The sequence below is a fragment of the Brucella anthropi ATCC 49188 genome (assembly GCF_000017405.1).
In the GTDB taxonomy this organism is placed as follows: Bacteria; Pseudomonadota; Alphaproteobacteria; order Rhizobiales; family Rhizobiaceae; genus Brucella; species Brucella anthropi.
In genome coordinates this window covers 2,488,670-2,513,167 of record NC_009667.1, presented here as the reverse complement: position 1 = coordinate 2,513,167, position 24,498 = coordinate 2,488,670, and the positions used below count along the sequence as shown (strand labels likewise).

Genomic DNA, 24,498 nt, shown 5'->3' with positions numbered 1-24,498 from the left:
ACGGAAAAATACTTAGAGCGGTTCCAGCGACTCCGTTTTAACTGGAACCGCTCTAGCAAATGCAAAAGGCGCCGTAGAACGGCGCCTTTGGAAAAAGGTGAGGCTGAAGCCGTATAACCGGCAATTAATCCTCAAGCTGCCTTTGTGGCAATACCCTTATCGGTAAAAAGTGCCTGCAACTCGCTCGATTGGAACATTTCGCGTATGATATCGCAGCCGCCGACGAATTCGCCCTTTACATAAAGCTGCGGAATGGTTGGCCAGCTCGAATATTCCTTGATGCCCTGACGCAGTTCATCCGAAGACAGAACGTTGACGCCCTTATACTCCACACCGAGATAGTCGAGGATCTGAACGACCTGACCGGAGAAACCGCACTGCGGGAAACCCGGCGTGCCCTTCATGAAAAGCACGACGTCGTTGGTCTTCACTTCATTCGCGATGAAATCGTTGATGCCGGTCATTTGCGGTCCTTTCCAAGCATAACCCCGAAAAGTCGCCTGACTTTTCGGACAGGATTATGCGCTAAACAAATACGTCGAGGCAAATTTCGACGCAAACAGGGAGGTCTTTCCCAATATAGTCATTTGAATGCTGGTAACCACCCCGTTGGGGCGAATGCAAGTCAAATGCTCAAGAAATCCGTATCAAGGGGAGCGCATCTTGCCGCAGCAGGATTTGCTCCTCGAAATGGGGCTCCCCCAGAACGGCCTTCCGTTATTCCGGTACGCTGGTCTGCAGGGCGAGTGCGTGCAGCACGCCGCCCATATTACCCTTCAGCGCATCATAGACCATCTGGTGCTGCTGCACGCGGGACTTGCCGCGGAAACTTTCCGCGACAACCTCGGCGGCATAATGGTCTCCGTCTCCGGCAAGGTCGCGGATCGTCACCTTTGCGTCGGGAATCCCCTCGCGTATCAGTTTTTCGATCTCATGTGCGTCCATAGCCATGCAAAATCTCCCGCCGTTTCCGGCTTCTTCTTCTCATTTTATCGAATCGTAACGCACCATCGTGGAACGTCAACTAACATCTGTCTAACGCTTAAACAGCCGACAAGCAAACCGCCCGGACAGGCTTTCCATCCGGGCGGTAAAAGAAATCAACGATGTGAAACCAGGTCAGTTATCGCTGACCGGTTCGCCACTCATGAAGCCCGGGAACCAGCCTTCAAAGGCGTCAGTCAGATCGGCAACACTGACATCGACGACGTTGCCAATCTTCAGGCTGTCGCCGCCAACCGTGCCGAGCACGCGGAACGGAACGCCTGCGCCTTCAGCATTGAGGGCAATGAGCTTTGCCATTTCCGCCGTAGCCGCGACGACATAGCGCGCCTGATCTTCACCGAAAAGAACTGCGTGCGGCAGACCATCACCGGCATCGAGCTCTGCACCCTTGCCGGACTTGATCGCCATTTCCGCGACGGCAATCGCCAGGCCGCCATCGGAGAGGTCATGACATGCCGTGACCTGACCGTTGCGGATGGCCGAGCGGACGAACTCGCCGTTACGCTTTTCAAGCGCAAGATCGACGGTCGGGGCAGGACCATCGGCACGATCAAACAGATCGCGCAGGTAAATGGACTGGCCGAGATGTGTGCCATCGCCACCAAGCAGAACCAGCGTGTCACCATCCTGCATGCCGCCGATCTTGGCGGTTTGTGTCCAGTCAGGGATGAGGCCTACGCCGGCAATGGTCGGCGTCGGCAGAATGGCCTGACCGTTGGTTTCGTTATAGAGCGAGACATTGCCCGAAACGATCGGGAAATCCAGCGCACGGCAGGCTTCACCGATGCCTTCGATGGCCTTGACGAGCTGGCCCATGATTTCCGGCTTTTCAGGATTGCCGAAGTTCAGGTTGTCGGTCGATGCCAGCGGCTCAGCGCCAGTCGCTGTGATGTTGCGCCAGCATTCGGCCACGGCCTGCTTGCCACCCTCGAATGGATCGGCTTCGCAATAGCGCGGGGTCACGTCGGATGAGAAGGCGAGAGCCTTGGTGTCATGGCCCTCAACGCGGATCACACCGGCATCGCCGCCCGGAACCTGCAACGAGTTGCCCTGAATGAGTGTATCGTACTGTTCATAGACCCAGCGACGGGATGAAAGATCAGGCGAGCCAATCAGCTTGAGAAGGGCAGTGGAGTAATCTTCCACTTGCGGCACATTGCTCGCGGGAAGCGGCGCGTGCTTGCCTGGCTCCATCCACGGACGATCATATTCCGGCGCTTCGTCGCCCAGATCCTTGATCGGCAGGTTGGCGACTTCTTCGCCCTGATGAATGACGCGGAAACGAAGATCGTCAGTCGTCTTGCCAACGATGGCGAAGTCGAGACCCCATTTGCGGAAGATCGCCTGCGCTTCCGCTTCCTTTTCCGGCTTCAGAACCATGAGCATGCGCTCCTGGCTTTCCGACAGCATCATTTCATAGGCGGTCATGTTCTCTTCGCGCACCGGAACATGATCGAGAATGAGTTCGATACCGAGGTCACCCTTGGCGCCCATTTCGACAGCCGAACAGGTGAGGCCAGCCGCACCCATATCCTGAATGGCGATAACCGCGCCGGAGGCCATCAGCTCAAGGCAGGCTTCGAGCAGGCACTTTTCGGTAAATGGATCGCCGACCTGAACGGTAGGGCGCTTTTCTTCAATCGACTCGTCGAATTCAGCCGATGCCATGGTCGCGCCGCCGACACCGTCGCGGCCCGTCTTTGCGCCGAGATAGACGACCGGCAGGCCGACGCCCTTGGCTTCCGACAGGAAGATGCCGTCATGCTTGGCAAGACCGGCAGCAAATGCGTTGACGAGGATATTGCCGTTGTAGCGCTTGTCGAAGTTCACTTCGCCGCCAACGGTCGGCACGCCGAAGGCATTGCCATAGCCGCCGACGCCCGACACGACGCCAGATACCAGATGGCGGGTCTTCGGATGATCGGGTTCGCCAAAGCGGAGCGCATTCATTGCCGCAACGGGACGCGCGCCCATGGTGAACACGTCGCGCAAAATGCCGCCAACGCCGGTCGCTGCACCCTGATAGGGCTCGATGTAGGACGGATGGTTGTGGCTTTCCATCTTGAAGACGACGCAATCGCCATCGCCGATGTCCACCACGCCTGCGTTTTCGCCAGGGCCCTGAATAACGCGCGGTCCGGTTGTCGGAAGCGTGCGAAGCCATTTCTTGGAGGACTTGTAGGAGCAATGCTCGTTCCACATCGCCGAGAAAATCCCGAGCTCTGTGAAGGTGGGCTCACGTCCGATCAGATCAAGAATGCGCTGATACTCGTCCGGCTTAAGACCATGCGCTTCGATCAATTCCGGCGTGATGTCTCGCGTATTGGAAATAGTCATGGAAATGGGGAACCCCGTCGCAGGCTGCGGCGTCCGACGCCCTGTGCCTAAGGGACGGTCGCCTAAGGTTTCAAGGCGCCTCTTTAACCTATGTTTTCACGAAGTGCGACAGGAAAATACCGCTTTTCCAGCCCTTCATCGAATATCCATAATAATCGCACGCAAGCGCACGCGGTCAGACACTCCCTTCATATCCCGCCTGTTCGTTTTCGAGCAGGCGACGGAGTGTCAGAAAACTGTTTTCGACGACACTGCGATCAGCCGGAGACGAGAAGGCAACGCGGACCCGGTGATAGATCTGATCGACACGTCCGGCCTTGAACTCATCTTCGTCGTCGATCAGGATTCCGCTTTCATAGGCGGCGGCCTTGAACGTGCCCGAAAGCCACGGTTCGGGCAGCCCCATCCACAGAAATGGAACTGTCGGACGGGATACGAAATCGAAACCGTCGAAGATTTCTCGCGCCATCTTTTCGCGAATGCCCGTTTCTTCGCGGCATTTGCTGTGAATGGCGTCTGCCTCGCCGGACAACACCAGCTGAGCGCCGGTTTCAGCGAGCAGGAATGCTGCGCCGCCTGTGACCATCTTGTGCGTTACCTTCACGCGTTGGGCGCAATGCGCAGGGCAGGCGACCCATCCGCTGCGTATGCCTGCGGCAACGGCCTTTGACAGACCGGAGACGACGAATGTTCGTTCAGGCGCAAAGCTTGCCAAGGGTGGAATCTGGCTGTCGCACATGATGCCATAGATATCGTCTTCGATAAGCCAGACATTGTAACGCCTTGCGATGTCGGCGATTGCACGACGGCGTTCTTCCGGCATGACGGACAGGGTAGGATTGTGCAGCGTCGGCATCAAAAAGGCGAGGGTCGGATGCTGCTGGCGGCAGGCTCGTTCGAATTCTTCCGGGATCAGACCGTATTCATCCAGACCGGCCTGAATGGTACGGCGCCCGAGAAGGCGCACGGAGCGGCTGATCTGCGCATAGGTCAGATTTTCGAACAGGATGCGATCGCCCGGATTCGTGAAGGCCGTGATAATGGCGATGCTCGCAGCCTGCGCCCCATTGGTAACGACAATGCTGTCAAGATCTGGTCGCCAGTCGGCTCGCGAAAGCCATTTTTGTCCGGCTTCCAGCCAGTGCTGCGGAAAATAGCGCGAATAGCTCGCAATATCCTGCGGAAAATCCCGATGAATGTCGGCATTGATTTTGGCCAGAACTTCATGCTGGCCGACATCCGGCGCCGCAGTCGTGTCGAAACGTATTTTCCCGGAAGGGACATCGGCAGGCTTTGTACCGGCAATGCCAGAGGCGGTCAGCGCGTTGTCTGCCGGTTCTTCGCCCAGAACGTAAGTTCCTCGACCGACTTCGCCCGTCACGAGACCGCGTTCATGGGCCAGCGCATAGGCACGACCGATTGTGCCGATTGTCACCTTCAAGTCGAATGCGAGATTGCGCTGTGGCGGAAGTTTGATACCCGCTGGCAATCCACCATTCCCGATGGCTTCTTCGATGGCATCGGCAAGCTGCAGGTAAAATGGACCGGATTTACCGGCAAGGTCTGGAATCCAATTTGTCATGGTGACAACTTATAAATTGTACCTATTGCCAAGTCAATTGTAGAGTCAATTCGTCGCTACTTGGTGACAATGCAGACATCGAGCTAAACACAAGGTTTGTCTCGACTGCTTCCCAGCTCCCAACTGGCCCAACTGGCAATGAAATGGACCGAGCCAATGTTTTACTTTAGACCGCAGACCGAGACAATAGATACAATTCTTCCTGTGCCCGTGGCTGATGGCATTACGGATTTGCCAAAAGCTTTGCAGGTCAATCTGATGGCGGCGTCCCAACCGCAGATCGGATATGTACGGCGCGTTGTCTCTTTTTGTTCTTACGCATTGTCCGACGCATCGAAGCTGGAAAAGAAATCAGTCCAGCGGACTGATTTCCCTGCGCAGACGCTTCGCACTTTTGCTGGAAGGGCTCTGAATTGGATGTCTTATCGAATGATGCTGCGGCGCAGTCGGATCGCCCTCGGCGAACTGACCGACGATCAGTTGCGCGATATCGGACTACAGCGCGACGAAGCAGAGCGCGAAGCGCGTAAGGTGCGTTTTCACTTGCGTTGAAGTATGTCGCGGAAAGCAGCTTTCCGCGACAGCTTGATTACTGGCAACCGCTCTGGCCTGAAGCCCAGCGGTTGACGTCGGCGGCGATCCTGCCGCCATGGCTTTCCTGCATCATGGGACCGAAAGCCTCGACGCGTGCAGGATTGCCTTGCGCCTGCACGACGAGCAGCGGACGTAATGCCGGATTACGGGCGGGCACGACCAGAATGCGCGGACGTCCGGTGAAGGAATTCAGTTCCGGCGCGAGTGAGTAACCGCGGAAATCCTTGTCCTTGGATTTGAACCAGCAGCTATTTGCTGCCAGCGCGATGCGCTCCATGGTTGGCAGTGCCGCCTTGCTGGCGTCGACGGCGATGGGCCCCGTGGGCTTGCTGGAAGTGCAGGCTGCAAGCAATGCAATGGCCGGGAGGGCCAGAAGAGCGAAAGTCTTGGTCTTCAAGGAGGGGCTCCGATAGTGCGTGCCTTCAAAAAGGCACGCATGAGAGGTGGGGGTAAACAGTGTCAGGCTAGTGGTCTGATTCCGACATTTGCGTCCCTCTGATACAGGCGCCGAGCAAATGTCGGAATCGCAAAGACCACTAGCAACTTTATGTATCTAGTGGATTTTTCGAATTTGACGTTTGAAACAGCATCTCATTCAGTCGGCATTCAAACGTCAAATTCAATCCACTAGTTGCGGCATGAAAGCTTTCAGTCCGTCATCCATCTCGTTCCAGATGCGCTCAAAAACCGGATGCTGTTTTGCCTTGGCGGCATATGCATCAAACTTCGGGAACTCGTCCAGCAAATCCGCTCTGCCCGAGAGTTTCTTCAATGGTTCCATCAGAAAACGCACCGGCAACAGCCAGCAATCTGCAAGGGTCGGTTCGTCTCCGGTGGCATAGGCTTTGTCCGAGAGACGGCTTTCGACCACTTTCAGGCCGGTATGCATCTTTTCGAACAGGCGTTCGATGCTTGCATTGTCGCGCTCGGGCTTGCTCAAAAGGATGAAAAGCTTCATCGCGGGTCCAAGCACGTCCAGTTCCGTCACGCGGGCAAGGAGGCGAATAAGTGCGCGCTCGCGCGGCGTTCCGGGCAGCACGGATATTTCGGGAAAATGATCTTCGAGATATTCGGCGATCACCGTCCCTTCGTACAGCGTTTCTCCGGAGCTGGTAATCAGCACGGGAACGCGGCGGAGCGGTGTGATATTGCCGAAATCGGCCGGGAACGGGTAGGGCATGTTCATCGGCTTGAACGACAGGTCCTTCAGATAAAGAACCCCGCGGACAAAGGCCGAGTAAGGGGAAAGAGGTCTGGAATAAAGCTGCATGAATGAAGTTCCCCTGATTCGTTATCGCTAAAATGTGCGAGGCATTTCCAGCAAAAGTGTGAACGCTCTTGCCTGGATAGCGCATGAAACAAATATGGGGCGATCCCGACGATTCCTCCGGATCAGGACCCTCCCGAAGTCAAGCTGCCACGAAAATAGACGCTTTGCCAGTGCAGTTTTGCAGCTGAGGCGTCAGAGCAGGCGCAATAAAAAAGGCGGCTTCAATCGAGCCGCCTTTTCCGTTTATCTGTGTGCCAGCTTATGCAGCGAGGCCCAGCGCGCCAGCGAAGAGCGCCCGACCGTCATCACCGCCATGCGCGGATTCGATCAGGTTTTCCGGATGCGGCATCATGCCGAGCACATTGCCGCGTACGTTGACGATACCGGCAATGTCGTTGACCGATCCGTTCGGATTGGTGCCTTCGGCATAGCGGAACACAACCTGGCCTTCGCCTTCGAGACGCTTCAGCGTTTCGGCATCGGCGAAATAATTGCCGTCATGATGCGCGACCGGGCAGCGGATGATCTGGCCCGGCTTGTAGCCGCGCGTGAACGACGTGTTGGCGTTGGTTACTTCGAGTTTCACTTCGCGGCAGACGAACTTCAGCGAAGCATTGCGCATCAATGCGCCCGGCAGAAGCCCGGCTTCGACGAGGATCTGGAAACCGTTGCAGACACCCATGACCATGACGCCCTTATCGGCCTTCTCGCGAACGGCCTGCATCACCGGCATACGGGCTGCAATCGCACCGCAGCGCAGATAGTCACCGTAGGAAAAGCCGCCCGGAATCAGGATCAGGTCCACATCGTCGGGAATGCTCGTATCGGTCTGCCAGACGGTCACCGGTGCCTGTCCGGTGATCTTGGTGAGTGCTGCGATCATGTCGCGATCGCGATTGAGACCGGGAAGGAGAATGACTGCGGATTTCATGAGCGTCTCTGTCCTTTGCCTGGTCAGCCGATGGCGATGGAATAGTCTTCGATCACCGTGTTGGCGAGCAGCTTTTCGCACATGGCCTTCAGGTCGGCTTCGGCCTTGCTCTTGTCGGAGCCATTCAGTTCGAGGTCGAAAACCTTGCCCTGACGGGCCGAGTTGACGCCGTCAAAACCGAGGCTGCCGAGCGCGCCGACGATTGCCTTGCCCTGCGGGTCGAGAACGCCGTTTTTCAGTGTAACGGTGACGCGTGCCTTGATCACTCTGTAGTTCCTGCAATTTTAGAACGAATGAAACAGCCCGGAAGGCTTAATCTGGCATGATCCCGAAAACCGTGTCGACTTTCCGGGATCGTGCCCTTCCGGGCTGGGCGGATCATTTTACTTCACAAGCGTAGGGCCAGCCGGGCGCGGCGTGTCGTTCTCGTTCATGATGCCGAGACGGCGAGCCACTTCCTGATAGGCCTCAACCAGTCCGCCCATGTCGCGGCGGAAACGGTCCTTGTCGAGCTTGTCATTGGTGGTGATATCCCAAAGACGCGCAGAGTCCGGAGAAATTTCGTCGGCGACGACGATGCGCATCATGTCGCCTTCCCACAAGCGACCGCATTCCATCTTGAAATCGACAAGCTGGATGCCGATGCCGAGGAACAGGCCGGTCAGGAAGTCGTTGACGCGAATGGCGAGCGCCATGATGTCGTCGATTTCCGGCGGGCTTGCCCAGCCGAAAGCCGTGATATGCTCTTCGGTGACCATCGGGTCGTCGAGTGCGTCAGCCTTGTAATAGAACTCGATGATCGAGCGCGGCAGCACGGTGCCTTCTTCAAGGCCAAGGCGCTTTGCCAGAGAACCGGCGGCGACATTGCGCACAACCACTTCAAGCGGAATGATTTCCACTTCCTTGATCAGCTGCTCACGCATGTTGAGGCGGCGGATGAAGTGCGTTGGAATGCCAATGCGGTTAAGCTGGGTGAAAATATGCTCGGAAATGCGGTTGTTCAGCACGCCTTTTCCGTCGATGACTTCATGCTTCTTTGCATTGAAAGCGGTTGCATCATCTTTGAAAAATTGGACGAGCGTACCGGGTTCAGGGCCTTCATAAAGAATCTTGGCCTTGCCCTCGTAAATACGGCGGCGACGGTTCATGGCTTTTCTCGGATTTCCATATTTATGGTGATCGGCTCTAAGCCGCTATTCTCGCGGGCTACCTATAGCAATTGTGGGCTTTTAACAATCCTGCTTTGTGCCCGTTCCCCCGTTTTCGCTGTTTCTGATGCAAGTTTATGCATGAGTCGCAAGAAAGTAGTCTTTAGCTCTTGTATAATCTTGCTCCCCTTGCCAGCTTTAGGCAAGAGAACGGATGACGATCTCTTCTAACTTGTAAGTCTGGGAGCTTTATGAATGACCACTGGCATGGATGATCGCCGCGACGCTTTTGAAAAGAAATTCGCGCTTGATGCGGAACTGCGCTTCAAGGCGGAGGCACGCCGCAACAAGCTTCTGGGACTCTGGGCCGCAGACCAGCTTGGCAAGAAGGATGCGGATGCCGAAGCCTATGCCAAGGAAGTCGTTGCCGCCGACTTTGAAGAATCTGGTGATGAGGATGTTTTCCGCAAGGTGCGCGCCGACTTCGATGCCGCAAGTGTAAGCGTTGCAGACGAAGTTATTCGTGAGAAGATGTTTGCTTTCCTTGAAGAGGCAATCCGCCAGGTAAAGCAGGATTGATGGATGGTTCGGGGCGGAAGGGTAGATAGCGCTTCCGCCCTGATCCTTTTGAAATGAAGGAAATTCGAATGTCGTTGTCTTCGCGCCTCCGCGCCGGGGAAACAGTGCTTTCTGCATGGTCCTCCCTTCCCGAACCCCTGACGGTCGAAATTCTCGCCCATAGCGCCTTCGATGCCGTAACGCTGGACATGCAGCATGGCGGCCACGACGAGGCGAGTGTTCTTCGCTCTCTCGGCCTTATCCTGAACGCTGGCAAGCCGCCGGTCGTGCGCGTTCCTGTCGGACGCTTCGACATGGCAAGCCGTGCGCTGGATTTTGGTGCGCAGGCGGTCATCGCTCCGATGATCAATTCCGTCGAGGATGCCCGCAGGTTTGCAGCCGCCATGAAATATCCCCCGGTGGGCGAACGCTCATGGGGCGTGTTCCGGGCCAATGCGGATTACGGCGCACCGGGTTCCAACGATTATCTGACTACCGCAAATCACGATACGCTTGCCTTCGCGATGATAGAAACGCGCGATGCCTACGATGCGCTGGATGCCATTCTGGATGTTCGCGGCATCGACGGCGTTTTCGTCGGCCCTGCGGATTTCTCCATTGCGTGGAGCAACGGGCGTGAGGCAAATCCGAATTCGGATGCGATTGTGGAACCTATCGGCAATATTGCCCGCAAGGCCGCTGCGGCAGGAAAGATTGCCGGTATTTATTCACCGTCACCGGAGTTTGCGCGTCGCTACATTCCGCTTGGTTTCCGCTTCCTGACACTCAGCAATGATGGCGGTTATATCCGGCTCGCAGCAGAAACGCTGACCAAAGCGGTTCGCGACTAATTCCATTGCAAGATATTCAACAAGAAAAGGCGGGCTAATGACCCGCCTTTTTCATGCTGTATGAATAAACATCAGTGATGCTTGGGCGCCTGTAGTTGCGTCATGAACTCGGCGAACACCATCGAGCCTTCCGGCCACGGTCCATGACCGGATTCCGAGTTGATATGCCCGGATTCGCCAGCATCGATCAGCATTGCACCCCAGTCCTTCACGACATCTTCGGCAGCTTCAAAGCTGGAGAAGGGATCGTTGCGGCTGACCACGGTGATCGTGGGGAATGGCAGACGTTCACGCGGGTAGGGGCCAAACGTCATCAGATGCTTGGGGCGGATCTTGTCGTTGGAAACATCCGGAGGCGCCACGAAAAAGGCTCCAGCCACCTTGTGCTGAAAATGCGGCAAGGCATGAACCGCAGTTGCCACGCCGAGCGAATGCGCGACGAGAACGATCGGCCTGGTCGCCGCATTGGCGGCCTTTACCACTTCACCAATCCAGTCTTCGCGAACAGGTTTGGTCCACTCGGCCTGCTCGACGCGCCGCGCCGTCGAGAGTTTGCTCTCCCAACGGGTCTGCCAGTGGTCGGGGCCGGAATTGGTATAGCCGGGGATGATGAGGATATCTGCGTCTTTGACTTTCATGGCTTCCCATTTAGAGAGGCTTTGTAACTTCTTCAAGCCGTGCTTGTTGTATCCTTGGTATAGAAGGCATGCGAATGATGAACAGCCTGTTCGCTGATCGTGATCTTGTGAAACATGTCCCAAATGGTGATGTTTAGGCAAGATTTGAAACACGACGGAGAGACTGGCATGACAATCAGCAGACGTAATATCCTCGGCGCTGCCGGGACTGCTGTCATGGCCAACATTCTTCCTGTTCGCGCAGAAATGCCGTCGAAGGAGGGCGACATGACACAGCATTTGAGAGCAACCGCAGTCGAAACCGAACGTACGGTTGCTCCGCTTCCATTCGCAATGACCACGCCAATGCGTGTGGCTCGCGTTGGCCTGAAGGCGCGCGATGCCGAAACATTGGCTGAATATTATCGCGATGTCGTCGGCTTGCGTGAGATGACGCGTCGCGGCGCGTCGATTGTACTCGGCGCCGGCGACCGCGAACTGATGGAAATTGAACAGTTTTCGGCGGCCAGGCCGGACGACCCGCGCAGCGCCGGTCTGTATCACACCGCATTCCTGCTGCCGACACGTGGCGACCTTGCGCGCTGGTCGCGCCGCGCCATCGACAAGCAATTGCCGGTCAGCGGTGCATCGGATCACAAGGTAAGCGAAGCCATCTATCTGACCGATCCCGAGGGCAACGGTATCGAAATCTATTCAGATCGTCCGAATAATGAGTGGCAGTGGAATGGCGACCGTGTTGCCATGAGCACCGATCCGCTCGATGTCAGCAATCTGCTCGATGTCATCAAGCGCGAGGGCGGAGAATGGGACGGCGCACCGCAAAACACCGTGGTTGGTCACGTTCATCTGCGCGTCGGCAATGCCCATGAAGCCGAAACCTTCTGGCACAATGAACTCGGCCTCGAAACCGTTCAAACCTATGGTGACCGGGCTGTGTTCATGTCCACCGGGCGCTACCATCACCATATCGCTGCCAATGCCTGGCAGAGTGCCGGTGCGGGCAAGCGTGACGAAGATCGGACCGGCCTCGGCTGGGTTGAGCTGGAAGACACGCGTGGCGGTAACAACAGCACCTTCGTGGATCCATGGGGCAACGTGGTCAATACGATCAAGACCAAGGCGTAACCAGCCCATCTCCTGAATGTAAAAAAGCCCCATGTTTTCATGAACATGGGGCTTATTCCTGTCTCCGTGCTTCCTCCCTCATCCTGAGGTGCGGAGCGAAGCAAAGCCTCGAAGGATGAGGGCAGGCGGAGTGTTTCCCTCAGCCCTTCGAGACGCCGTTTTCAACGGCTCCTCAGGGTGAGGGAGGGGTGGGCAGCGCCACTTCAACCGAAGACGCGCTTGAAAATCGTATCTACATGCTTGGTGTGGTAGCCGAGATCGAACTTTTCGCGGATCTGTTCTTCGGAAAGAGCCGCGCGTACTTCCGTGTCGGCCAGCAGTTCCTCAAGGAAGTCGGCACCCTGTTCCCAGACCTTCATGGCGTTGCGCTGCACGAGACGATAGGCGTCTTCGCGTGATACGCCAGCCTGTGTCAGCGCCAGCAGCACGCGCTGCGAATGCACCAGACCGCGGAACTTGTTCATGTTTTTCAGCATGTTGTCGGGGTAGATGACCAGCTTTTCGATCACGCCAGCCAGACGGTTGAGCGCGAAGTCGAGCGTGATGGTGGTGTCCGGGCCAATCGCACGTTCGACGCTCGAATGCGAAATATCGCGTTCGTGCCAGAGAGCCACGTTTTCCATCGCAGGCGTTACCGACATGCGAACCAGACGGGCGAGGCCGGTCAGGTTTTCGGTCAGAACCGGGTTGCGCTTGTGCGGCATGGCCGACGAACCCTTCTGGCCCGGTGAGAAGAATTCTTCCGCTTCCAGAACTTCCGTGCGCTGCATATGGCGGATTTCGATGGCGATGTTTTCCATCGAAGAGGCGATGACGCCGAGCGTTGCAAAGAACATTGCATGGCGGTCACGCGGGATCACCTGCGTCGAAACCGGCTCTGCTTCGAGGCCGAGCTTGGCGCAGACATATTCTTCCACACGCGGGTCGATATTGGCGAATGTGCCGACGGCACCGGAAATAGCGCCGGTCGCGATTTCCTCGCGCGCCGCAACGAGGCGGGCGCGGCCACGTGCCATCTCGGCATAGAAGCGCGCAAAGGTGAGGCCCATGGTCGTCGGTTCGGCATGGATGCCGTGGCTGCGGCCGATGCGGACCGTGTCCTTGTGTTCAAAAGCACGCTTCTTCAGAGCTTCCAGAACGCGGTCCATGTCGGCAAGCAGCAGATCGGCAGCGCGTACGAGCTGGACGTTGAGCGTGGTGTCGAGCACGTCCGAAGAGGTCATGCCCTGATGCACAAAGCGGCTGTCCGGACCGATGAATTCGGCCAGATGGGTCAGGAATGCAATGACGTCATGCTTCGTGACGGCCTCGATTTCATCGATACGGGCGACGTCAAATTTCGCCACGCTACCCTTTTCCCAGATGGTCTTTGCCGCTTCCTTCGGGATGACGCCGAGTTGCGCCAGCGCTTCACAGGCATAGGCTTCGATCTCGAACCAGATGCGGAACTTCGTTTCGGGCGACCAGATGGCGACCATTTCAGGCCGGGAATAGCGCGGGATCATGGGTGCATCCTATAGAATGGAATAGACGGACGGAGTTTAGTGATTACGTGCGGCCTGGGCAGCGGTGCGGATCGCCTGGATATTGGCGCGGTAGCTCTCGACGGAGTTGCCCTTGTAAACGGCAGAACCGGCCACGAGAATGTTGGCGCCTGCTGCAACGACCGAGCCTGCGGTTTCCGGTGTAATACCGCCGTCAACTTCGATATCGATAGGGCGGTCGCCAACCATTTCGCGGACGCGCTTGATCTTGTCGAGCATCGGCGTGATGAACTTCTGGCCGCCAAAACCGGGATTGACGGTCATGACGAGGACGAGATCGACATCATCGATGACGTTCGTCAGCGCTTCGGCGGGCGTTGCCGGGTTAAGCGCCAGACCGGCTTTCTTGCCCAGAGCGCGGATCGACTGCAGCGAACGGTGCGTGTGCGGACCGGCTTCGGCGTGAATTGTGATGAGATCGCAACCGGCATCGGCAAAGGGTGCCAGATAGGGATCGCAAGGCGCAATCATCAGATGCGCATCGAAGAATGCCTTGGTGCGCGGGCGGATCGCCTTCACCACCTGCGGGCCGAAAGTAATGTTCGGCACAAAATGGCCATCCATGACGTCGATATGCACCCAGTCGGCACCGGCTTCCAGCACGGCATCGACTTCTTCGCCAAGACGGGCGAAATCGGCGGAAAGAATGGACGGGGCGATGGCGATGGGGCGCATATGTGATCTCCGTAACTTTGGCCAGCCCCTAGCACATGAGGGGCAAGAATCCTATCCCCAGCGCTTGTGGAACCACATCCACTGGCCGGGATATTCGCGCACCCATGTTTCGACGGTATCGTTCAACAGCTGTGCGGTTGCGGCAACATCGATCTCGCCCTTGTCGTCGCGCGGCAATTCCATGCGCTCATAGAGTTCGAGACGATAGCGCCCGCCGGGAAGGCGGATACAGCGTGCCGGATAGACGTCGCAATCATATTGCCGCGCAAGCTTGGCCAACAGTGGATTGGTCTTCACCGGGCGATTGAAGAAGGTGGAAGGCACACCGCGGCGGAATTTCTGGTCCACCAGCATACCGACATTGCCGCCTTCATCGAGGATATGCGCAAGCGACCACGCGGCCCCAGCTTTCGACGGCACCAGATGGCCCATATTGGTGCGACGGGCCTTCAGAACCTTGTTGGCGATATAGGGATTGTTTGGCGGGCGGAAGAGCGCCGTAACGTTCAGGCCGAAGGTGGCGGCGCAGATCGGCAGAAGCTCGAAATTACCGGTATGAGCGGTGAAGAAGATATGCGGCTTCTTCTCGTCGCGGAGGCGTTCGAAAATCGGAATGCCTTCCACTTCGACCAGGCCCGGCGTTGTGGCGTTGGGGTCGAAGTCGAAAACGGCGTCGAGGAAGATATATTCCGCGAAAAGGCGCGCCATCGAATCCCACATTTCGCGGGCGATTTCCTCGATTTCCGCGTCGCTTTTCTCAGGATAAGCCTGACGCAGATTATCGGTGGCAACCTTGTGGCGCGGCGTCAGCGGCCCGACCAGACGGGCCACCTTGGCTGAAAAGCTGATTGCAGCCTTCGCCGGAAAAAGGCGCAGCAAGCCAAGCAGCAGAAAGACGGCCTGCGCCCAGAGCCAGTAGTTGAACTGCTTCAGCTTGCGGGTCCAGCGGAAGAGCAGAAGTTTCAGCTTGAACATCATGGACGTGGGCGACTCAGTCGATCTCGAGAATGATCTTGCCGAAGACGTCGCGGCCTTCCATGCGCTTCAGCGCCGTGTCGATATCGTTGAAGCCGACCACGGTGTCGATGACCGGATGCACGATGCCGCGCGCCATTTTCTGCATGGCGTCGGCCATGTTTTCCATACGGCAGCCAAACGAACCCAGAATCTTGAGCTGCTGCTGGAAGAGCTGCATCAGGTTCATATTGGTCGAGACGCCGGAGGTCGAGCCGCAGGTGACGAGACGCGCGCCGCGCTTCATGCAAAGCATCGAACCGGCCCAGGTATCCGCGCCGACATGCTCGAACACCACATCCACACCCTTCTTCTTGGTGAGCTTGCGCACCACGCCCTCGAAGCGGTCTTCCCGGTAGTTGATGACGTGATCGGCGCCGAGTGCCTTGGCCTTCTCGATCTTGTCGTCGGAACCGACTGTCGTGATGACCGTGCAGCCCACCTTCTTGGCAAGCTGGATCGCGGCTGAACCGATGCCGGAACCGCCAGCCTGAACGAGAACGGTTTCGCCGGGCTCAAGCTTGGCATTGTCGAACAGCATGTGCTCGACCGTACCGAAGGTTACAGGGGCGACGGCGGCGCCGATGGCATCCACACCGGGAGGTGCCGGAACGAGAAGACGGGCAGGCAGGTTCACTGCCTCGCAGGCAAAGCCGTCGAGATGGAAACCATGTACGCCGCCGACATGTTCGCACAGATTGTCACGGCCTTCGCGGCAGGCGCGGCAAAGACCACAGGTGCGCGCACCATAGATCGAGACGAGCTGACCGGGCAGGAGATTGGAAACGCCGGAGCCGACAGCATCCACAACGCCTGAAGCTTCCGCACCGATAACCAGCGGCATCTTGCGCTTGGCAAACGCCATGCCGCGCCAGCCCCACACGTCGATGTGGTTGAGCGCAACGGCCTTGATCTTCACGGTTACCTCGCCAATGCCGGGGGCAGGCGGCGGTGCGATATCGGTGATTTCAAGGCGGCGATCGTCGAGAAGCTGCAAGGCGCGCATGAAGTAATCCTTTTCAAGACATAATCCCGGAAACGGCGAACCGTCCGGGATCATGGGAAAATTCGTATTTGTCGGACCGATTAATTCGGATTTGCCGCCAAAACAAGGCTCGTATTCTGTCCGCCGAAACCGAACGAGTTGGAAAGCACGGCAGAAACTTCTGCCTGACGCTTCACATTCGGCACGACATCAAGCGGAATAGCCGGGTCCGGATTGTCATAATTGATGGTCGGGGGCAGGGTGCCCGTCTGGATCGTCAGCAGCGAGAAGACTGCCTCGATAGCACCTGCAGCGGTCAGCGTGTGGCCGATCATCGACTTGTTGGAGGAAACCGGGATGGAGGCAAGCTTGTCGCCGAATACGGTCGAAAGCGCCAGATATTCCATCTTGTCGTTTTCCGGCGTCGAGGTGCCGTGGGCGTTGATGTAAGAAATCTGCTCTTCGGTCAGACCGGCATCGGCCAATGCGGCGCGCACCGTGCCAATGGCAGGTGAAGCGTCCGGCTTGGAACGGGTGCGGTGGAAATCATCGGCCTTTTCGCCGCAACCGGCCAGAATGCCCAGAACCTTGGCGCCGCGTGCAACAGCGCTTTCGAGTGATTCCATCACCAGCGCGCCGGAACCTTCCGACATGGCAAAGCCGTCGCGGTCCTTGGAGAAGGGCTTGGAAGCCTTTTCCGGCTTGTCGTTCTGGGTGGAAAGGGCCGAAAGCAGCGAAAAGCGGATCAGGGCTTCGGCAGAGACGGAGCCGTCAGTTCCGATGGAAAGAACCCGATCACTTTCGCCACGACGGATGGCTTCGACACCAAGCTGGATCGCAGTCGCACCCGAGGCACATGCGGTCGAAAGCGTGATCGGCAGGCCGCGCGTGCCAAAAGCTTCCGACAGGCGTTCAGCGATATAGCCGAACTGGGTCGTATTGAAGAGGTCATTCTGACGGGCGCGGCGGCATGCTTCCAGCAGGAGCTGATAGCTTGCCGGACCTTCATTCTTCACGGTCGCATCAAGTGCGAACCGGCTTTTCCAGTCCAGTTCGACCGGAGGAGCCGCCAGAAAAAGCGGACCGCCGAAATCGGTAGACGAAAGACCGGACTGGGCAAGGGCTTCCTCACCTGCGAGCCGGGCCAGCGCTTCGGAGAGCGCCGATGCGCCCACATCGCTTTCGGCCAGGAAATCGACAGTTCCGGAGAAGCGTGTATTGAGGTTGTCGGTTGGAAAGCGGGTGATGGCATGGATACCCGATTTTCCGCCGGTCAATGCAGCCCAATTGTCTTCCTTGCCCTGACCGAGCGAGGAAACCACACCTGCGCCGGTGATGGCGACAATGGGACGGCCGAGATGGTCTGTATATTTCGTCATCTTATACTCTCACCAGCTTTGCTGCGCCTTCGGCACGAGTCGCTCCGACTGCGGTGACAATTGCTTCGCTGATTGGGCCACTGGCATCCTTTTCGGATGCATCCAGCGGTGCAAAAGCCTCGCCTTTCCAGACGGATATGGCCGCAAGTGCCAGCGCCAGCGGGAACTGCGCTTCGCGCAAATGACCGGTCAGGCCGGATATGCCGCGATAAGTGGCTGACAGAGCGTCCAATGCGGTTTTCTCCGCGCCGGTCGCTTCATGGGCGCCGGAAGCAGCGGAAACAACATAGGAGGGGTCCTTGCCGTCATTGGCTGCGAGGATGAGTTCACGGATGGTGTTCGTAAGATCGGCATTGTCGCGCCGGATCTGTGCACTTTCGATGCCGGCAACTTCCGCATAGGCGCGTGCGCCGCGCTTGGCTGCGTGGTCAGCGCTTTCCAGAACAAGGAACACGCCGCCGGAACCGGAAATCATGCCGCCGCCAGCCGAACCGTCACGCTGCCAGAGCGGCGCCCAACCATCATGCTTGAGCAGTCCGCCAAGCTCGTGACCGAGAATCATGTCGAAATGTTCGGCATTGTAGGAACCGCCAACCAGCGCATGAGTGCTCTGACCCGTGCGAATGCGCGCCGCTGCGGTTTCGATAGCCGAAAGGCCGGAACCTTCTTCGCCCATGAAGGTACGCGAAGAACCGGTCACCTTGTGGACGATCGAAATATTGCCTGCGAGCAGGTTGGAAAGCTGCGCCAGAAACAGGGTCGGGCGAAGTTCAGTCGAGAGTTTCTCATTCAGCATGACGCCGCGATCGTTGCGGGTGCGGCCTTCATCCAGAATCTGCATATCGACGGTGATGTCGCGTTCGCCACCACCGGCACCCACGACCATATCCATGGTCGCGCAAAGCGCCTCGTCGTCCTTCATGCCAGCATCCTGCAGAGCAAGCCCTGCGGCATAGGTGCCAAGGCGCTGCCAGGTTTCCATCTGGCGCTGATCGCCACGCTTTGGAATCTGCAGGCTCCAGTCCACTTCACCCAATGGATGAACAGTGTAAGGCGCAAAGGCTTCCTTTTCGAGGCGCGGCTCAGTGCCAGCCTTCGAGAAAGCGTTCCAATGCACATCGACCCCTTCGCCGAGCGAGGAGATGATGCCGATACCTGTGATGACGACTTTATTGTTCTGCATGGGTCCCGTTTGTCCGTCGATGCTGAGACTGCTCTGACACGCGAAAAATTCGCGCTACCAGAAACGGAATCAGGGCGAACATTTCTGTTCACCCCTCAATACCGCCATATTATGTGCCGGATCAGCCTTTTTTGGCTGCAACCAGCTCATCGATTTTTGCGCAGAGGTTCTTGAGAACAAAATATTCTTCGGTCGGAACCTTGCCTTCGTTCACTTCCTGGGTCCACTGCTCAAGCGGAATCTTGATGCCGAAAGCCTTGTCGATGGCGAAGACGATGTCGAGGAAGTCGAGGCTGTCGATGCCCAGATCGTCGATGGTGTGGCTATCTGGCGTGATGGTGTCACGGTCGATTTCACTGGTTTCGGCGATGATGTCGGCGACTTTGTCAAAAGTAGAGGACAAGTTTCGATTCCTTTATTCATGGCGGTGCCACAGTTGGCACGCATCTGACTGTTTGCGCGTGTCTAGCGTTTTTCCGGTGACAGGGAAAGTCATATTACTTTCATAGTCACCGAGCTTTCAAAACCGCATATAAGGCGCGCAACATACGAAGCGCAACATAAAGACAAACTCTAATTTTGGAAATATTCTCAAAACTGAGTTATTACAACTGGGCTAGGGTTCGTTTCTGACGCGCCGCACAAAATACCAAAGACCAACCGCAGCACAGGCGATCATCACAATTGCCAGTGCGTATTGCACCGGGCCATTCCCCGATGCAATTGCCACGAGGCCTGATGCCACGCTCCCCATTGTCCCCAAAGCTTCCGGGTGCTTCAAAACAGATGTGACGGCCATATCGCCCTGACGGGCCTTGGGTGAGATATCATTCGTCGGTCCTGCGGCATGGATGATGGGCGCGTTGGCAGCGAGCGCCAGCGCGCGAGAACGTACCCGTTCGACACGGGCGAGCCAGCCTTTGCCGAAGGTTGAGGCTGTAGACAATCCTTCCAGCCAGGATGCGCGTGCATCGCACAAAGCATTGATGACCTCGTCGGTAGATCGCATATTGGCGGCCGCAACCGTCTGGGCTCCAATTATTCCATCTTCGGGCAAGCCCAGAATACCTTGCAGCATCCTTGCCGCGCGTGCGGGACCTGAATTGACCGAAAAGTCGAACAGGGCGTAGTCGAGACCCGAAGGCAGGTTGTCTCCGTCGATCTTGTTCCAGAATTGCACCTGATAGATTTGCGTGGCAGTTGCTGGCATCATTTCCTTTACGTCTTCGGGCGATGCCTGATGTCCGTCCCATGCGGACAGGGTTGCGATGGTGATACCCATATTGGTTGCGCCGCCGGGATCAGCGGGATTGTCTGCATATCCGCCTTCTTCACTAAAAATATAAGGCATGACTTTCTGGAAATTCGATTTCATTGAAAAAGCCTCTAATTTAGTATTTATCGATAAAAAACAGTAATTTATAGCTCAGGATATCATTGGTTCTTCAGAAGAAAATAGTGTGAAAACTACTTGTTCATGCATTCAATCAAGATTGGTTCAAAATCATTATTTGATCACGATGTGTCTTGCGTACTGCACGATGATGCGGCTTCATGAGCATCTCATCGCTGCATCATTGACAGGCGGGCAAAAGTGAATTCGGAAATCTTTGGATATGCACCGGACGGGCAGGCGGTTCACCGGCTCACGATCTCCAATGGCCCGCTGACGGCCAGGATCATCAATTGGGGCGCAGCCATTCAGGATCTGCGCATGGAGGGCCATGCGGCTCCGCTGGTGATCGGCTATCGCGACTTTGCCGATTATCCGGCCCATTCACCGCATCTGGGTGCGATTGCGGGTCGTTCGGCCAATCGTATCCGCAATGCCCGGTTTGATCTGGACGGAACGACTTGCGAGGTAGAGCCGAATTTTCAGGGCCGCCACAACCTGCACGGCGGCAGCAAGGGGCTCGGCAATCGCGTCTGGAAGATAACCGGAAACGGTCCGGATTTCGTGACGCTTGCGACGGTGGCAACCGATGGCGAGATGGGGTTTCCCGGCAACCTGAATGTCAGCTGCACCTATATGCTCACCGGGGATGGGACGCTCATCGTGCGGCTGGAAGCGGTGACCGACAAGCCGACCGTCTGCAACCTGCTGCATCACAGCTACTTCAATCTCGATGATGGCGGCGAGGGCGATATCCTCGATCATCAGCTCAAGATCGACGCCGACGCCTATATGCCGGTCGATGATGCTCTCATTCCGGACGGACGCGTTCTGCCGGTCAAAGGAACGCCTTTCGATTTCCGGGAGTTCCGTCCGATTCGCTTTGAGGAGAATGGCAGTCAGGTCCAGTACGACAGCAATTTCTGCCTGACCGCAGCGCGGGGACCATTGCGCCCATGCGCGTCGGTCAAGGGCGCTCGTTCCGGTATTCGTCTCGATATCTCAACGACAGAACCGGGCGTTCAGTTCTATGCAGGCAACACCATGGCCAATGATTGCATCGGCCTGATGGGCAAGCCTTACGGAAAACACGCGGGTTTCTGTCTTGAGCCGCAGATATGGCCGGGATCGCTGGAATATCCGTATTTCCCGCAGGCAATATTGCGTCCGGGCGAGATTTACGCCCAGACCAGCCATTTCAGCTTTTCACGCGAAAAATAATCAATCAGCAAAAGCGGCGCGTGCGGTTTCCATCGGAGCGAGCGCGCCGCGTATCTCGACGACACGCGCTGCAACCAGATGCGCCTTGCGGGCTGCATCCACCGGAGCAAGCCCGTTCAATCGCGCAGCAAGATAGGCACCGTTGAAGCTGTCGCCAGCGCCGGTGGTGTCCACGGCTTGCGCCACAACGGACGGAACTGACACACTTTCATCGCCGGAGACGACCAGAGCCGGTTCGGTGCCGTCCTTGACGACGATCTCTTTCACGCCGAGTGCGGCAAGGCGATCTGCACAGGCGGCGGCATCCTTGTCGCCAAAGAGCGCTTGTTCATCGGGGAATGTGGGTAGGGCAATATCCGCAATGCGCATCGCTTCGCTGATGATCTCCTGCGCAACTTTCCGGTCAGGCCAGAGCTGGTGGCGGAAATTCGGATCGAATGCGATTCGTGAGCCGGCGGCGCGGCACTTCCGCAAGACATCGAAAAACGTGTCGCGATGCTCGGGCAGGATGATGGCGATTGAAATGCCCGAAAAATAGATGATGTCACGGCCGGTCAGGCTTTTTTCCAGGGCTTCGCGGTCGCTGGCGAGACGCCTTGCGGCGGCGTCGCTCCGCCAGTAGGTGAAGGAACGCTCGGCGCCGTTGAGCGTGATTGCGTAAAGACCGGGATGAAGCCCGTCAATAATGGGGCTATGGGCGATTCCGATTCCATTTGATGTCAGGAATACGCGCTGCTTCTGGGAGAAGCTGTCTTCGCCGAAAGCGGTCACATATTCGACAGGGTAGGATTTCTCCATCAGTGCCCGCATGTACCAGGCGGTGTTCAGCGTATCACCCGCAAAACCCATGCGCCATTGATCGCCTTCATTGCCTGAAAGCTCGATCATGCATTCGCCGATAGACGCAAATCCGCCCATGTCAGTCTCCTCACTTCCAATGGGGCTAACGCCTATACTAATTTGCCGCTATGTAAAATTGGTTTGTCGGTAGTCATCCAGCCTTTATCGACTTGCCACATTCATTGTGTAAGCATCCCCCGACTGCATCGCCCTCAAAATCGGGATAGCTTTTCAAAAGCACGATGCATTACCTGATATTTTGGAGTTCCGCTGACGTCGTGTAGCGAACCTCGCCTAAGGATTTGACATGCGTTATGCGATTTATTTCACGCCGCCATCCAATGATGCGCTTTTGAAGGTTGCCGCAAACTGGCTCGGGCGCAATGCGTTCAGCGGGGAGCCGGTCAAAATGCCTGCGATTCGCTCACTCGCGACCGCTGAAATCGCCCAGCTGACCGAAGAGCCGCGCCGTTATGGTTTTCATGCGACCATGAAAGCGCCGTTCCGTCTGGATGAAGAGCATACTGAAAATGACCTGCTTTCCGCATTGATGCATTTCGCATCGTCGGCGTCACCGGTCGTCATTCCCCGTTTGAAGCTGCATGCAATTGGCCCGTTCTTCGCGCTCGTGCCGGAAGAGCCGGTTGCTGAGCTGAACCAGCTCGCCAATGATGTTGTCGTTGCCTTCGACCGGTTTCGCGCACCGCTCACTGAGGCGGAAATTGCAAAGCGGCGGCCGGAGCGTCTCAGCGAGACACAGCGGCACAACATCGAACGCTGGGGCTATCCTTATGTGTTCGAGGAGTTCCGCTTTCACATGACCCTGACCGGCCCGGTTGAGGAGAAAGACCGCGCCCGCGTGGAGCGGACGCTGGACGAATTCTTTACGCCGCTGCTGGACGACGCCGTAGAGGTTGCGAATCTCGCTCTGTTCGTGGAACCTGAGAAAGGGGCTCCTTTCGAGATTCATTCGCTGCATCCTCTGACCGGTGGTAAGGTTGCGTCTGCTCGGGCCTCACGAGCGGTTGGGAGGCCGTAAGCAATGGGAAATGAAACGGTTCTGCGCAACGCCCGTATCGTGCTCTCCGACGATGTCGTTCTCGGTTCGCTGAAGCTCGTCGACGGCAAGATCGCCGATATCTCTACCGGCACCTCCAGTGTCGGCGACGATATGGAAGGCGACTTCCTGACGCCGGGACTGGTGGAACTGCACACAGATCATCTCGAAGGACACTATGCTCCGCGCCCAAAGGTGCGCTGGAACCCTATTGCCGCCGTACAGGCGCATGATGCCCAGATTGCCGCCTCAGGGATTACCACCGTTTTCGACGCATTGCGCATTGGCTTTGATGACGACGCCGAAACGGGTATCGACGATATGCGCAAGCTATCGTCGGCAATTGCCGAAGGCCGCGATGCGGGCCGTTTGCGCGCCGACCATTTCCTGCATTTGCGTTGCGAGGTTTCCGCACCCGACTGCCTTCCTGCCTTCGAACAGTTTGGCAATCAGGCGCTGGTCAGGCTGGTGTCGCTGATGGATCACGCGCCGGGGCAGCGTCAGTTCACGGATATCGAAACCTACAAGACATATTTTATTCGCAAGCTGAAATTCTCGGAAGAAGAATTCCGGCTCTATTGCGAGCGGCGTATCGGGCAGTCCCAGCAATATTCCGCGCCGACACGCAAGGCGATTGCCGAATTGTGCCACCAGCGCGGGGTTATTCTGGCGAGCCACGATGACGCGACGACAGAGCATGTCGCGGAAGCACAGGCACAGGGAATACGCGTCGCGGAATTTCCCACGACACATACAGCTGCGAAAGCGTCAAAAGATTCCGGAATGTCGGTGCTTATGGGAGCGCCGAATGTCGTACGCGGCGGTTCGCATTCGGGAAATGTGTCTGCGCGCGAGCTGGTCGAAGCCGGGCATCTCGATATCATATCGTCGGATTATATCCCGGCCAGCATGATGCAGTCGGCTTTTTTTCTAGCTGATGTCGTCGAGAATATCTCGCTGCCGCAAGCCATTCGTCTGGTTTCCGCCAACCCCGCCAAAGCGGTAGGGCTGGATGATCGCGGCGAGATTGTTGCCGGCAAACGGGCTGATCTGGTTCGTGTGCAGATTGCCGATCACGTTCCGATCATCCGCACCGTCTGGCGAGAGGGACGGCGGGTTATTTAGAGCATCGATCTGATTGGATCAGACCGACGCTCTAAATATTTCT

Annotated in this window: 26 protein-coding genes; 7 read left to right on the top strand and 19 right to left on the bottom strand. The window is 57.1% G+C overall.

From position 1 onward, the window contains the following. Positions 1–131: 131 nt before the first annotated feature. From grxD to OANT_RS12405, 4 genes are all read right to left on the bottom strand, one after another. Complete coding sequence (gene grxD, locus OANT_RS12420) at positions 132–464, bottom strand: Grx4 family monothiol glutaredoxin (protein ID WP_010661201.1); 333 nt, start codon at positions 462–464, stop codon at positions 132–134. A gap of 253 nt (positions 465–717) precedes the next feature. Then, positions 718–951, bottom strand: coding sequence for a BolA/IbaG family iron-sulfur metabolism protein (locus tag OANT_RS12415; protein ID WP_006466620.1), 234 nt, complete (start codon positions 949–951; stop codon positions 718–720). A gap of 168 nt (positions 952–1,119) precedes the next feature. After that, on the bottom strand, positions 1,120–3,342 hold the full coding sequence (purL, locus tag OANT_RS12410; RefSeq protein WP_010661202.1) for a phosphoribosylformylglycinamidine synthase subunit PurL: 2,223 nt from the start codon (positions 3,340–3,342) through the stop codon (positions 1,120–1,122). Between the two features lie 175 nt (positions 3,343–3,517). Next, positions 3,518–4,924 carry an aminotransferase-like domain-containing protein gene (locus OANT_RS12405; RefSeq protein WP_010661203.1) on the bottom strand — a complete coding sequence of 469 codons (1,407 nt, stop codon included), beginning with the start codon at positions 4,922–4,924 and terminating at the stop codon, positions 3,518–3,520. 138 nt (positions 4,925–5,062) lie between these two features. On the opposite strand from OANT_RS12405, the gene OANT_RS12400 reads away from it, so the two are divergent. Continuing rightward, positions 5,063–5,476, top strand: a complete 414-nt coding sequence (locus OANT_RS12400; RefSeq protein ID WP_012092241.1) for a DUF1127 domain-containing protein — start codon at positions 5,063–5,065, stop codon at positions 5,474–5,476. A gap of 37 nt (positions 5,477–5,513) precedes the next feature. Here OANT_RS12400 and OANT_RS12395 read toward each other — a convergent pair whose 3' ends face one another. From OANT_RS12395 to purC, 5 genes are all read right to left on the bottom strand, one after another. Then, positions 5,514–5,915, bottom strand: a complete 402-nt coding sequence (locus OANT_RS12395) for a hypothetical protein (protein WP_012092240.1) — start codon at positions 5,913–5,915, stop codon at positions 5,514–5,516. Between the two features lie 222 nt (positions 5,916–6,137). Next, positions 6,138–6,788, bottom strand: coding sequence for a glutathione S-transferase family protein (locus OANT_RS12390; RefSeq protein WP_012092239.1), 651 nt, complete (start codon positions 6,786–6,788; stop codon positions 6,138–6,140). A 259-nt stretch (positions 6,789–7,047) separates the two neighbouring features. Next, complete coding sequence (gene purQ / locus OANT_RS12385; RefSeq protein ID WP_012092238.1) at positions 7,048–7,719, bottom strand: phosphoribosylformylglycinamidine synthase subunit PurQ; 672 nt, start codon at positions 7,717–7,719, stop codon at positions 7,048–7,050. Between the two features lie 23 nt (positions 7,720–7,742). Next, positions 7,743–7,985, bottom strand: a complete 243-nt coding sequence (gene purS / locus OANT_RS12380; RefSeq protein WP_010661208.1) for a phosphoribosylformylglycinamidine synthase subunit PurS — start codon at positions 7,983–7,985, stop codon at positions 7,743–7,745. 117 nt (positions 7,986–8,102) lie between these two features. After that, positions 8,103–8,867 carry a phosphoribosylaminoimidazolesuccinocarboxamide synthase gene (gene purC / locus OANT_RS12375; RefSeq protein ID WP_010661209.1) on the bottom strand — a complete coding sequence of 255 codons (765 nt, stop codon included), beginning with the start codon at positions 8,865–8,867 and terminating at the stop codon, positions 8,103–8,105. A gap of 255 nt (positions 8,868–9,122) precedes the next feature. Between purC and OANT_RS12370 the strand changes: the two genes are divergently transcribed. Both OANT_RS12370 and OANT_RS12365 read left to right on the top strand, forming a co-directional pair. Further along, the gene (locus OANT_RS12370; RefSeq protein ID WP_012092237.1) at positions 9,123–9,446 is read left to right on the top strand and encodes a DUF1476 domain-containing protein; all 324 of its coding nucleotides are present in this window, start codon (positions 9,123–9,125) and stop codon (positions 9,444–9,446) included. Positions 9,447–9,508: 62 nt separating this feature from the next. After that, on the top strand, positions 9,509–10,276 hold the full coding sequence (locus tag OANT_RS12365) for an HpcH/HpaI aldolase family protein (RefSeq protein ID WP_029376246.1): 768 nt from the start codon (positions 9,509–9,511) through the stop codon (positions 10,274–10,276). Between the two features lie 71 nt (positions 10,277–10,347). Here the strand turns inward: OANT_RS12365 and OANT_RS12360 are convergent, their stop codons facing one another. Then, positions 10,348–10,914, bottom strand: coding sequence for an alpha/beta hydrolase (locus tag OANT_RS12360; protein ID WP_010661212.1), 567 nt, complete (start codon positions 10,912–10,914; stop codon positions 10,348–10,350). Between the two features lie 168 nt (positions 10,915–11,082). On the opposite strand from OANT_RS12360, the gene OANT_RS12355 reads away from it, so the two are divergent. Further along, positions 11,083–12,039, top strand: coding sequence for a VOC family protein (locus OANT_RS12355; protein ID WP_012092236.1), 957 nt, complete (start codon positions 11,083–11,085; stop codon positions 12,037–12,039). 203 nt (positions 12,040–12,242) lie between these two features. On the opposite strand, the gene purB is transcribed toward OANT_RS12355, so the two are convergent. The 8 genes from purB to OANT_RS12315 all read right to left on the bottom strand — a co-directional run bounded on the left by purB (position 12,243) and on the right by OANT_RS12315 (position 20,194). Further along, the gene (gene purB, locus OANT_RS12350; RefSeq protein ID WP_012092235.1) at positions 12,243–13,544 is read right to left on the bottom strand and encodes an adenylosuccinate lyase; all 1,302 of its coding nucleotides are present in this window, start codon (positions 13,542–13,544) and stop codon (positions 12,243–12,245) included. Between the two features lie 36 nt (positions 13,545–13,580). Continuing rightward, positions 13,581–14,258: a ribulose-phosphate 3-epimerase gene (gene rpe / locus OANT_RS12345; RefSeq protein WP_012092234.1), complete on the bottom strand. Its 678-nt coding sequence runs from the start codon at positions 14,256–14,258 to the stop codon at positions 13,581–13,583. A gap of 51 nt (positions 14,259–14,309) precedes the next feature. Further along, positions 14,310–15,236 (bottom strand): lipid A biosynthesis lauroyl acyltransferase, encoded by a 927-nt coding sequence (locus tag OANT_RS12340; RefSeq protein WP_012092233.1) that lies wholly within the window; start codon positions 15,234–15,236, stop codon positions 14,310–14,312. 13 nt (positions 15,237–15,249) lie between these two features. Beyond that, complete coding sequence (locus OANT_RS12335; protein WP_040129340.1) at positions 15,250–16,278, bottom strand: zinc-binding dehydrogenase; 1,029 nt, start codon at positions 16,276–16,278, stop codon at positions 15,250–15,252. 80 nt (positions 16,279–16,358) lie between these two features. Beyond that, a complete protein-coding gene (locus tag OANT_RS12330) occupies positions 16,359–17,636 on the bottom strand; it encodes a beta-ketoacyl-ACP synthase (protein ID WP_010661218.1) in 1,278 nt (425 codons plus the stop codon). A gap of 1 nt (position 17,637) precedes the next feature. Then, positions 17,638–18,819: a beta-ketoacyl-ACP synthase gene (locus tag OANT_RS12325; protein ID WP_012092231.1), complete on the bottom strand. Its 1,182-nt coding sequence runs from the start codon at positions 18,817–18,819 to the stop codon at positions 17,638–17,640. A gap of 121 nt (positions 18,820–18,940) precedes the next feature. Next, a complete protein-coding gene (locus tag OANT_RS12320) occupies positions 18,941–19,222 on the bottom strand; it encodes an acyl carrier protein (RefSeq protein WP_006466638.1) in 282 nt (93 codons plus the stop codon). Positions 19,223–19,435: 213 nt separating this feature from the next. After that, complete coding sequence (locus OANT_RS12315; RefSeq protein WP_012092230.1) at positions 19,436–20,194, bottom strand: glycoside hydrolase family 108 protein; 759 nt, start codon at positions 20,192–20,194, stop codon at positions 19,436–19,438. Positions 20,195–20,413: 219 nt separating this feature from the next. Here OANT_RS12315 and OANT_RS12310 point away from each other — a divergent pair, with 219 nt between their 5' ends. Continuing rightward, the gene (locus OANT_RS12310) at positions 20,414–21,433 is read left to right on the top strand and encodes an aldose epimerase family protein (RefSeq protein WP_012092229.1); all 1,020 of its coding nucleotides are present in this window, start codon (positions 20,414–20,416) and stop codon (positions 21,431–21,433) included. Here OANT_RS12310 and OANT_RS12305 read toward each other — a convergent pair whose 3' ends face one another. Next, positions 21,434–22,351 (bottom strand): sugar kinase, encoded by a 918-nt coding sequence (locus tag OANT_RS12305; RefSeq protein ID WP_012092228.1) that lies wholly within the window; start codon positions 22,349–22,351, stop codon positions 21,434–21,436. A 229-nt stretch (positions 22,352–22,580) separates the two neighbouring features. Here OANT_RS12305 and OANT_RS12300 point away from each other — a divergent pair, with 229 nt between their 5' ends. Then, positions 22,581–23,312, top strand: a complete 732-nt coding sequence (locus OANT_RS12300; protein WP_010661223.1) for a DUF1045 domain-containing protein — start codon at positions 22,581–22,583, stop codon at positions 23,310–23,312. Positions 23,313–23,315: 3 nt separating this feature from the next. Next, complete coding sequence (locus tag OANT_RS12295) at positions 23,316–24,455, top strand: alpha-D-ribose 1-methylphosphonate 5-triphosphate diphosphatase (RefSeq protein ID WP_012092227.1); 1,140 nt, start codon at positions 23,316–23,318, stop codon at positions 24,453–24,455. Positions 24,456–24,498: the final 43 nt, after the last annotated feature.